This window comes from Asanoa hainanensis, from assembly GCF_900188485.1.
Classification (GTDB): Bacteria; Actinomycetota; Actinomycetes; order Mycobacteriales; family Micromonosporaceae; genus Asanoa; species Asanoa hainanensis.
Genome location: NZ_FZPH01000032.1, coordinates 48,085 through 57,887 on the forward strand (window position 1 = coordinate 48,085; position 9,803 = coordinate 57,887).

Here is a 9,803-nt window from a genome sequence, read left to right on the forward strand (position 1 = left end):
GCCGCCCGTGAAAGTCTTCACACATGCTGTGTCCGGTCTGTTTCCGGATCGCATACTTGATGTTGACCGGTACCTAACCTACGAGGACTGGATCAATATGAGCGCACCGCAGCGCCAAACCGTCGGCATCATCGGCACCGGCCGGGTCGGCGCCGTGCTCGGCGCGGCCCTCCGCGCCGCCGGCCACGACGTGGTCGCCGCCTCCGCCGGGTCGCCCGCCGCCAAGGGCCGGATCGCCCGCCTGCTGCCCGGCACCCCCGTGCTTCCCGCCGACCAGGTCGCCCTGGCCGCCACCGACCTGTTGATCATCGCGGTCCCGGACGACGCGCTCGCCGACCTGGTCGCCGGCCTGGCCCGGATGGGCGTGTTGCGCACCGGCCAGGTCGTGCTGCACACCTCGGGCGCGCACGGGCTGGCCGCCCTCGGCCCGGCCGCGATCGCCGGCGCCCGGCCGCTCGCCCTGCACCCGGCGATGACCTTCACCGGCACGGCCGCCGATCTCGACCGGCTGGCCGGCATCTCGTACGGGATCACCGCGCCGGCCGACCTCAAGGCGTTCGCCGAAGACCTGGTGCACGACCTCGGCGGCCATCCCGAGTGGGTGGCCGAGGACGATCGCGCGCTCTACCACGCCGCCCTCGCGCACGGCGCGAACCACCTGGTCACCCTGGTCAACGAGGCGATGGACCGGCTCCGCGACGCGGGCGTCGTCTACCCGGAGAAGGTGATCGGCCCGCTGCTGCACGCGGCGCTCGACAACACCCTGCGGATGGGCGACGCCGCGCTGACCGGCCCGGTCTCCCGTGGCGACGCCGGCACGGTCGCCCGCCACGTGACCGCGATCGAGGCGACCGCGCCGGACTCCGTACCCGCGTATGTCGCCATGGCCCGGCGCACCGCGGACCGGGCCATCGCCGCGGGCCAGTTGCGCCCGCGCGACGCCGAGGCGTTGCTCGGCGTGCTGGCCAGCAACCGCGCGGAGCGGGTCGCATGAGGCTGGTCGAGACCCGGGCCGAGCTGGACGCCGCCCGCGCGGCCCTGCCGGGCACGGTGGCCGTCGTGATGACCATGGGCGCCCTGCACGCGGGGCACGAGGCGCTGCTGCGCGCCGCCCGGGCCGGCGCCGACTCGGTCGTCGCCACGATCTTCGTTAACCCGCTCCAGTTCGGACCCAACGAGGACTTCGACCGCTATCCGCGCACCATGGAAGCCGACCTGGAGATGTGCCGGCGGACCGGCGTCGACCTGGTCTTCGCGCCCCATCGGGACGAGGTCTACCCCGGCGGCGAGCCGCACGTGCGGGTCAACCCCGGCCCGCTCGGCGAGCTGCTCGAAGGCGCCAGCCGGCCCGGCTTCTTCCACGGCGTGCTCACCGTGGTGCTCAAGCTGTTCAACCTGGTCCGGCCGGATCTCGCGTTCTTCGGGGAGAAGGACTACCAGCAGCTCACGCTGATCCGCCGGATGGTGCTCGACGTCAACCTGCCGATCGAGGTGCGGGGTGTGCCGACCGTCCGGGAGGCCGACGGCCTGGCGCTGTCGAGCCGCAACCGCTACCTGACCGAGGCGGAGCGGTTGGCGGCGCTGCGGCTCTCGGCGGCCCTGCGGGCCGGTGCGGCCGCCGCCGTGGGTGGCGCCGACGCCGACGGCGCACTGGCCGCGGCACACCGGATCTTCGCCGACGGTACGACCGACGTGGTCCTCGACTACCTGGTGCTGCTCGACCCGGACCTCGGCCCGTCGCCGGGCCACGGACCAGCGCGGATGCTGGTCGCCGCCAAGGTCGGCGCCACCCGTCTGATCGACAACGCACCGATCGATCTTGGTTGATAGCTAACCTGGCGTGACCAGGCGGTTGCGCTCCGCCGTCCAGATGTGCTCTGGTTAGGACAGCACAGCGCCCGGGGTCCCTGGGGAGGACGCGATGCGTCGATGGACGGCAGCGGTCGTGGCGTTGATTCTGAGCGGCGCCGCGGTTCTGAGCAGCGCCGCGTGCGGCACGAACGGCGATGGGGGAGGCGGCTCGGTGGCCGCGCCGGCACCGGCGGTGACCACGCCGGCACCGCCGCGTTGCCACGCGACGGTGGCCGCGCGTACCGCCGACGTGCTCGAAGGCACTGTCGACTGTGCCGCGTCGCACCAGTCCGAGACCATCCACTCCGGAACGTTCGACGACGCCGACGCGGCCAAGGCGCCGCCGGCGAGCGACGTCTTCGGCGAGTGCGACAAGCAGGCGTCCGCGACGATCGGCGCCGACTGGCGCACGGCCCGGCTCCGGCTCGACGTGGTGCTGCCCACGGCGGCGGCGTGGCGGGCGGGCCAGCGCTGGTACCGCTGTGACCTGGTCGAGCTGACCGGCGTCGGCCCCGACGGGAAGGTCGCGGCCCGCTCGGGCAGCCTGGCCGGCGCGCTCACCGCCGACTCGCCGCTGCTGCTGCGGTGCGCGCTGGTCAAGCTCGACAAGCGCAGCAACGTCGAGACGGTCGCCGACAGCGCCTGCGACGTCAAGCACGAGGGCGAGTTCGCCGGGGTCTGGACCGCGCCGGCCAAGGTGCCGTACCCGGTCAAGGACCGCGACTACGTGCCGTTCTACGAGGGCTGCCTGAAGACCATCGCCGCGTACGTGGACATGCCGTATGACAGCGGCTTCGCGACGCGGACGGGATACATCCCGGTGATGGCCGCCAAGGACGCCTGGACGCTGGGCGACCGGGGCGTGCGCTGCTTCATCTGGATCCGGTTCCGGCCACTGACGGCATCGACGAAGGGCGTCGGCGAGAAGGGCTTCCCGCCGAACATCGCGCGCCCGAGTTAGCCTGCGCACGTTTCGGTGCTCCGGGCGGACACCCGCCGATCCGACAGGGTTCACTGAACAGATGGACCCCCGTGTCGCGGAGTTGCCGGAACTGCCTCGACGCCTCGCCGGCCCGGAGCCGGGCTGGGCCGAGTCGACCGACGTCGTGGTGGTCGGCTCGGGCATCGCCGGGCTGACCGCCGCGCTGCACCTGCGTGCGGCCGGCCGCCACGTCACAGTGGTGACCAAGGAGAACATCGACGACGGTTCGACCCGCTGGGCACAGGGCGGCATCGCCGCGGTGCTCGACCCGTTCGACACCCCCGAGGCGCATGCCGCCGACACCGAGACGGCCGGAGTCGGGCTCTGTGATCCGGCCGCGGTGCGGGCGCTGGTCGAGGAGGGCCCGACCCGGGTCCGTGAGCTGATGCGGCTGGGTGCGGAGTTCGACCGCAACCCCGACGGCTCCCTGATGCTCACCCGCGAGGGCGGCCACCACGCCAACCGGATCGTGCACGCCGGGGGCGACGCGACCGGCGCCGAGGTGCAGCGCGCGCTGCACGCCGCGGTCCGGCGCGACCCGTGGATCCGGGTGGTCGACCACGCGCTGGTGCTCGACCTGCTCACCGACGCGACCGGCCGGGCCTGCGGGATCACGCTGCACGTGCTGGGCGAGGGCACCGAGGACGGGGTCGGGGCGATCATGGCCCGCGCGGTCGTGCTGGCCACCGGCGGCATGGGTCAGGTCTTCGCGTCGACCACCAACCCCGTCGTGTCCACCGGAGACGGTGTGGCCCTGGCGATCCGGGCCGGCGCGGAGGTCACCGACGTCGAGTTCGTGCAGTTCCACCCGACCGCGCTCTTCCTCGGCGGTGGCGACGACCCGCGGGCCCAGCAGCCGCTGGTCAGCGAGGCCCTGCGCGGTGAGGGTGCCCACCTGGTCGACGCCGACGGCAAGCGGTTCATGGTGGGCCAGCACGACCTGGCCGAGCTCGCCCCGCGCGACGTGGTCGCCAAGGGCATCCACCGGGTGATGCTGGCCAACGGCACCGACCACGTCTATCTCGACGCCCGGCACCTCGGTGGCGACTTCCTTTCTCAGCGGTTCCCGACGATCGTGGCCTCCTGCCTGGCCGCCGGGGTCGACCCGGCCACCGAGCCGATCCCGGTCGCGCCGGCGGCGCACTACGCCAGCGGTGGCGTCCGCACCGACCTGCACGGCCGCACCTCGATCCCGGGGCTCTACGCCTGCGGCGAGGTGGCCTGCACCGGCGTGCACGGCGCCAACCGGCTGGCCAGCAACTCGCTGCTGGAAGGGCTGGTGTTCGCCCGGCGGATCGCCGACCACATCGCGGGCGACCTGCCGGAGCAGTCCGAGGCGGCGCCGGCGACCGGCGACGCGTGGGTACTCGACCCGGGCGTGCGGCCGGCCCTGCAGCGCGCGATGACCCGAGGCGCCGGGGTGCTGCGCTCCGCCGGCTCGCTGGCCGCCACCGCCGGCACGATCGTCGGGCTCGGCGCCACCCGCGGCCGACCGGCGACCGCGAGCTGGGAGGCGACGAACCTGGTGACCGTGGCCGCGGCGCTGGTCGCCGCCGCCACCGCCCGCGAGGAGACCCGCGGCTGCCACTGGCGCGAGGACTTCCCGGCGGCCCGCGCCGAGTGGCTCGGCCACCTGTTCCCCGCCCTCGACGGCGCGGGGACCCCGACCCTCACCTGGGAGGCGTGATGTTGCCGCAGTGGATCACCAATGACCTGCGCGCCAAGGGGCTCGACCCGGCCGAGGTCGAGCGGGTGGTGCGCGGTGCCCTGGACGAAGACCTGGGCCCGGCGCATCGCGACGTGACCAGTGAGGCGACCATTCCGGCCGAGCAGGTCGACACCGCGGATGTGGTGGCCCGGGCCAACGGCGTCGTCGCGGGGTTGCCGGTCGCGGCCGCGGTCTTCGCGCTCGCCACCGCGGGCACCACACCGGAGATCGTGCTCAAGGCCCGGGACGGTGACGAGGTCCTGGCCGGTGACCAGTTGGCCACCGTGACCGGTCCGACCCGGACCCTGCTCACCGCCGAGCGCACCGCGCTCAACCTGCTCAGCCGCCTCTCCGGGGTGGCGACGCACACCCGGCTCTGGGCGGACGCGCTGGCCGGCACCAAGGCGATGGTCCTCGACACCCGCAAGACCACACCGGGGCTACGGGCGTTGGAGAAGTACGCCGTGCGGGCCGGCGGCGGCACCAACAAGCGGATGGGCCTCTACGACGTCGCCATGATCAAAGACAACCACAAGCTGGCCGCGGGCAGCGTCGCCGAGGCGTACCGCCGGGTCCGGGAGGCTTTCCCGGACGTCCCGGTGCAGGTGGAGGTCACCACGGTCGAAGAGGCCGTCGAGGCGGTCGAGACGGGCGCCGACTTCCTGCTCTGCGACAACATGTCGCCGGCGGTCCTCCGCGAGGTGGTCGCCGCGGTGGGTGACCGGGCGGAGCTCGAGGCCACCGGCGGACTCACTCTGGAGGTCGCACCGGCGTACGCCGCCACCGGCGTCGACTACCTTTCCGTAGGGGCCCTGACGCATTCGTCACCTATCTTGGACATCGCACTCGATCTTCGCCCGCCGCACCTGAGCCGGAGCTGACCCCACATGCTGCTGTGCATCGACATCGGTAACACCAACACGGTGCTCGCCACGTTCGACGGCGACAAGTTGGTGCACAACTGGCGGATCAAGACCGACGCCCGGTCGACGGCCGACGAGCTCGGGCTGATGTTCCGCGGCCTGCTCGCGGGTGACGCGGTCGAGATCACCGGGGTGGCGGCGTGCTCGACCGTGCCGGCCGCGCTGCGCTCGCTGCGCACCATGCTCGCCCGCTACTACGGCGACCTGCCCAACGTGATCGTCGAGCCGGGCGTGAAGACCGGGGTGCAGCTCGCGATCGACAACCCCAAGGAGGTCGGCTCCGACCGGGTGGTCAACACCCTGGCGGCGTACACCCTGTTCGGGGGTCCGTCGATCGTGGTCGACTTCGGCACCACCACCAACTTCGACGTGATCAGCGCGCGCGGTGAGTTCCTCGGCGGCGCGTTCGCGCCGGGCATCGAGATCTCCTTCGACGCGCTGGCCGCCCGGGCCGCACAGCTGCGCAAGGTCGAGCCGGCCAAGCCGCGCTCGGTGATCGGCAAGAACACCGTCGAGTGCCTCCAGGCCGGCCTCTATTTCGGGTTCGCCGGGCAGGTCGACCACATCGTCGACCGGATGACCGAGGAGCTCGGCTCCGTGAAGGCCGTGATCGCCACCGGCGGGCTCGCACCCGTGGTGCTGGGCGAATGCCGCACCATCACCCACCACGAGCCGATGATCACGCTGATCGGCCTGCGGATGGTCTACGAGCGCAACGTCGACGCCCGGTAGACCACCGTCCGGTAGGGCAGCGGGAAGGATTCCCGACCGGTTAGGTCGGGATGTGTCGTGGCGAGCTTGGTCAGCTCCGCTTCGAAGCGTTTCCGGACGTCCGGCTCCGCGGTCAGGTAATAGGAGCGGGTAGTCATCATTTCCACCAGTTGGGCACTGGTGAGCGACGTCTCGTGGGTGAATTCCTGGTGCTCCACGGCGGCGTACGCGGCCCCGAACGAGGTCGGTCGGTCGTGTTCCCGGTCACCGGCGGCAGTGGTGATCACGTCGAGCGCCGCGACCCATGGTTCCCGGGCGTCCCGCAGGTTCCAGACGGCCGCGAAATAGCCACCAGGGCGCAGCACCCGGGCCGCTTCGGCATGTGCCAAATCCGGATCGAACCAGTGGTACGCCTGACCGGCGATCACCGCGTCGACACTTCCGTCGGGCAATGGAATGTCTTCGGCGCTGCCGGGCAACGCGGTTCGGCCGTCGGTGGCGGCGGCAAGTTGGGCACGCATTTCCGGATCGGGTTCGACGGCGGTCACCTCGTAACCGGCGGCGATCAGGCCCCGGGTGAGGATTCCGGTGCCCGCGCCGAGGTCCACCACCCGGCGTGGTGCCGGCGCGCCGACCGCCCATTCGAGGGCGGCCCGCGGATACGGCGGGCGGAATCGGTCGTACTGGACGGCGACCGCTCCGAACGACAGGGCCCTGCGCTTCTTCGCATCCATCGCGGCGGAGCGTACCCCAGCTATTCGTGACCGACGGCAATGTGTCGGCCACCGTTCCCGGTCCGATCCACGAGATTGGGATCAGAGCGTGACGCGCCTAACAACAACTCGCGACCGGGTTCGGGGCCACCACGCTCTGTCGTGCAATCGGAAACGCAGCGCCCGGCCCGGGCTGACGAATTAACGAAAAAGCAAGACTCGGCCTTGATTTTGCCGTCCTATTGACCGATCGCGCGGCGAACGGGCTATTGTGCTCTTGTTTGTGGGAGGGACCACGCGAAAGGACAACGGCCCGTGGCCAAGCAGATCATTCACAAGCTGGTCGACGACATCGACGGTGGCGACGCCGATGAGACGGTGAAGTTCGCCCTCGACGGTGTTCAGTACGAGATCGACCTCTCGAAGAAGAACGCCGACAAATTGCGGAACGCAATCGCGCCCTACCTGGCGGCCGGCTCCAAGGTGGGTCGGGGCGGGGTCGTGGTTGGCGGGCGCGCGGCTCGCGGTCGTGGCGGTGCTGCCGCCGACCGGGAGCAGAACAAGGCCATTCGCGCCTGGGCCAAGAAGGAAGGCAAAGACATCTCCGACCGGGGCCGGATCCCGCAGGAGATCGTCGACGAGTACCACGCGAAGGCCGGTCGTTAGGCAAGGAAAAGCGTCGCTGGGCGGGGACTCCTCCCTGCCGGCCGCACCACGCGGCCGGCCGTCCCCGCCCCGGCCGCCGCCTCGGACAAGCCCTAGGTGTTTGTCCGGTTTTGTGGGCCTGATACCGGTCCCTTGTCACACCGAACGCTCTTGATCTTCATGAATCAAACCTCGCCGTGTTCGCTCTGCGCGTAGACGTTCCTACCCGGGAACACCCGATAAGCGTGCAGAGTTGGCAGATACGTCGCGGACAGGGGTCAGTCCGGCGCGCACGGCCGTAGCTGACTCGGCCCGCGGCGATAGAGTGAGGGTGCGCAGGCGTCTTCCCCAGGCGACTGTGCTTGGTTCCGCCAAGTCGCTGGTCCGGCCAGACTCAGGCGCACGGCACGTGAGGAGCACGAGGGCATGTTCGAGCGGTTCACCGACCGAGCGCGACGGGTTGTCGTCCTGGCTCAAGAAGAAGCCCGGATGCTCAACCACAACTACATCGGCACTGAGCACATCCTGCTCGGCCTCATCCACGAGGGTGAGGGTGTCGCGGCGAAGGCGCTGGAGAGTCTCGGTATCTCCCTGGAAGGCGTCCGCCAGCAGGTCGAAGAGATCATCGGCCAGGGCCAGCAGGCGCCGAGCGGGCACATCCCGTTCACGCCGCGGGCCAAGAAGGTGCTCGAGCTTTCGCTGCGCGAAGCGTTGCAGCTCGGTCACAACTACATCGGCACGGAGCACATCCTGCTCGGGCTGATCCGTGAGGGCGAGGGCGTCGCCGCCCAGGTGCTGGTCAAGCTCGGCGCCGACCTCAACCGGGTCCGCCAGCAGGTCATCCAGCTCCTCTCCGGCTACCAGGGCAAGGAGCCGGCCGCTGCCGGCGCCACCCCGGGCGAGGCCGCGCCGTCGACGAGCCTCGTGCTCGACCAGTTCGGCCGCAACCTCACCCAGGCCGCCCGCGAGGGCAAGCTCGACCCGGTCATCGGGCGCGAGAAGGAGATCGAGCGGGTGATGCAGGTGCTCTCCCGCCGCACCAAGAACAACCCGGTCCTGATCGGTGAGCCCGGCGTCGGCAAGACGGCGGTCGTCGAGGGCCTGTCCCAGCGGATCATCAAGGGCGAGGTGCCCGAGACGCTCAAGGACAAGCAGCTCTACACGCTCGACCTGGGCGCGCTGGTGGCCGGTTCCCGCTACCGCGGTGACTTCGAGGAGCGCCTCAAGAAGGTGCTCAAGGAGATCCGCACCCGCGGCGACATCATCCTGTTCATCGACGAGATCCACACCCTGGTGGGTGCGGGTGCCGCAGAGGGCGCGATCGACGCCGCCTCGATCCTGAAGCCGATGCTGGCCCGGGGCGAGCTGCAGACGATCGGCGCGACGACCCTCGACGAATACCGCAAGCACCTCGAGAAGGATGCCGCGCTCGAGCGCCGGTTCCAGCCGATCCAGGTGGGTGAGCCCTCGCTGGCGCACACCATCGAGATCCTCAAGGGCCTGCGCGACCGCTACGAGGCGCACCACCGCGTGTCGATCACCGACGCGGCGCTGGTCGCCGCGGCGACGCTCGCCGACCGCTACATCTCCGACCGCTTCCTGCCCGACAAGGCGATCGACCTGATCGACGAGGCGGGCGCCCGGATGCGCATCCGCCGGATGACCGCGCCGCCAGACCTGCGTGACTTCGACGAGCGGATCGCCCAGGTCCGTCGCGACAAGGAGTCCGCGATCGACGCGCAGGACTTCGAGCGGGCCGCGCAGCTCCGCGACAAGGAGAAGCAGCTCCTCGGGCAGAAGGCCCAGCGGGAGAAGGAGTGGAAGGCCGGCGACCTCGACGTCGTCAGCGAGGTCGACGACGAGCAGATCGCCGAGGTCCTCGCCAACTGGACCGGCATCCCGGTCTACAAGCTGACCGAGGAAGAGACCGCTCGGCTGCTGCGCATGGAGGACGAGCTGCACAAGCGGGTCGTCGGCCAGGAAGACTCGGTCAAGGCCGTGTCCAAGGCCATCCGGCGCACGCGGGCCGGCCTCAAGGACCCGAAGCGCCCGTCCGGCTCGTTCATCTTCGCCGGCCCGTCCGGCGTCGGTAAGACCGAGCTGTCCAAGGCGCTCGCCGAGTTCCTCTTCGGCAGCGAGGACGCGCTGATCCAGCTCGACATGTCGGAGTTCCACGACCGCTACACGGTGTCGCGCCTCGTCGGTGCGCCTCCCGGCTACGTGGGCTACGACGAGGGCGGCCAGCTCACCGAGAAGGTGCGCCGCCGGCC

At 71.0% G+C, this 9,803-nt stretch carries 9 protein-coding genes; 8 read left to right on the forward strand and 1 reads right to left on the reverse strand.

Annotated features, from left to right (window positions below; translation table 11 throughout):
- The first annotated feature begins 97 nt into the window (after nucleotides 1–97).
- The 6 genes from CHC05_RS39390 (at nucleotide 98) to CHC05_RS39415 (ending at nucleotide 6,196) form a co-directional block, all read left to right on the forward strand.
- Complete coding sequence (locus tag CHC05_RS39390) at nucleotides 98–994, forward strand: Rossmann-like and DUF2520 domain-containing protein (RefSeq protein ID WP_089255797.1); 897 nt, start codon at nucleotides 98–100, stop codon at nucleotides 992–994.
- Nucleotides 991–1,827, forward strand: coding sequence for a pantoate--beta-alanine ligase (gene panC, locus CHC05_RS39395; RefSeq protein WP_089255799.1), 837 nt, complete (start codon nucleotides 991–993; stop codon nucleotides 1,825–1,827). The genes CHC05_RS39390 and panC overlap by 4 nt, the downstream gene beginning before the upstream one ends.
- 94 nt (nucleotides 1,828–1,921) lie before the next feature.
- Entirely contained in the window at nucleotides 1,922–2,812 is an 891-nt protein-coding gene (locus CHC05_RS39400; RefSeq protein WP_089255801.1) for a septum formation family protein, read from the forward strand.
- Between the two features lie 61 nt (nucleotides 2,813–2,873).
- The gene (locus tag CHC05_RS39405) at nucleotides 2,874–4,520 is read left to right on the forward strand and encodes an L-aspartate oxidase (RefSeq protein WP_089255803.1); all 1,647 of its coding nucleotides are present in this window, start codon (nucleotides 2,874–2,876) and stop codon (nucleotides 4,518–4,520) included.
- Nucleotides 4,520–5,422 carry a carboxylating nicotinate-nucleotide diphosphorylase gene (nadC, locus tag CHC05_RS39410; RefSeq protein ID WP_089255805.1) on the forward strand — a complete coding sequence of 301 codons (903 nt, stop codon included), beginning with the start codon at nucleotides 4,520–4,522 and terminating at the stop codon, nucleotides 5,420–5,422. The genes CHC05_RS39405 and nadC overlap by 1 nt, the downstream gene beginning before the upstream one ends.
- A gap of 6 nt (nucleotides 5,423–5,428) precedes the next feature.
- Nucleotides 5,429–6,196 carry a type III pantothenate kinase gene (locus tag CHC05_RS39415; protein WP_089255807.1) on the forward strand — a complete coding sequence of 256 codons (768 nt, stop codon included), beginning with the start codon at nucleotides 5,429–5,431 and terminating at the stop codon, nucleotides 6,194–6,196.
- On the opposite strand, the gene CHC05_RS39420 is transcribed toward CHC05_RS39415, so the two are convergent.
- Nucleotides 6,169–6,909 (reverse strand): class I SAM-dependent methyltransferase, encoded by a 741-nt coding sequence (locus tag CHC05_RS39420; protein ID WP_089255809.1) that lies wholly within the window; start codon nucleotides 6,907–6,909, stop codon nucleotides 6,169–6,171. The genes CHC05_RS39415 and CHC05_RS39420 overlap by 28 nt on opposite strands.
- Before the next feature lie 294 nt (nucleotides 6,910–7,203).
- On the opposite strand from CHC05_RS39420, the gene CHC05_RS39425 reads away from it, so the two are divergent.
- Together CHC05_RS39425 and CHC05_RS39430 are read left to right on the forward strand one after the other, a co-directional pair.
- The gene (locus tag CHC05_RS39425; RefSeq protein WP_089255811.1) at nucleotides 7,204–7,554 is read left to right on the forward strand and encodes a histone-like nucleoid-structuring protein Lsr2; all 351 of its coding nucleotides are present in this window, start codon (nucleotides 7,204–7,206) and stop codon (nucleotides 7,552–7,554) included.
- A gap of 405 nt (nucleotides 7,555–7,959) precedes the next feature.
- On the forward strand, nucleotides 7,960–9,803 hold a 1,844-nt coding region (locus CHC05_RS39430), incomplete at its 3' end, for an ATP-dependent Clp protease ATP-binding subunit (protein ID WP_089255813.1).

Bases quoted from the DNA above. Each gene is read 5' to 3' on its own strand.
- nadC (WP_089255805.1), top strand. From the start codon at position 4,520: ATGTTGCCGCAGTGGATCACCAATGACCTGCGCGCCAAGGGGCTCGAC.
- CHC05_RS39390 (WP_089255797.1), top strand. From the start codon at position 98: ATGAGCGCACCGCAGCGCCAAACCGTCGGCATCATCGGCACCGGCCGG.
- CHC05_RS39400 (WP_089255801.1), top strand. From the start codon at position 1,922: ATGCGTCGATGGACGGCAGCGGTCGTGGCGTTGATTCTGAGCGGCGCC.
- panC (WP_089255799.1), top strand. From the start codon at position 991: ATGAGGCTGGTCGAGACCCGGGCCGAGCTGGACGCCGCCCGCGCGGCC.
- CHC05_RS39405 (WP_089255803.1), top strand. From the start codon at position 2,874: ATGGACCCCCGTGTCGCGGAGTTGCCGGAACTGCCTCGACGCCTCGCC.
- CHC05_RS39420 (WP_089255809.1), bottom strand. From the start codon at position 6,909: ATGGATGCGAAGAAGCGCAGGGCCCTGTCGTTCGGAGCGGTCGCCGTC.
- CHC05_RS39415 (WP_089255807.1), top strand. From the start codon at position 5,429: ATGCTGCTGTGCATCGACATCGGTAACACCAACACGGTGCTCGCCACG.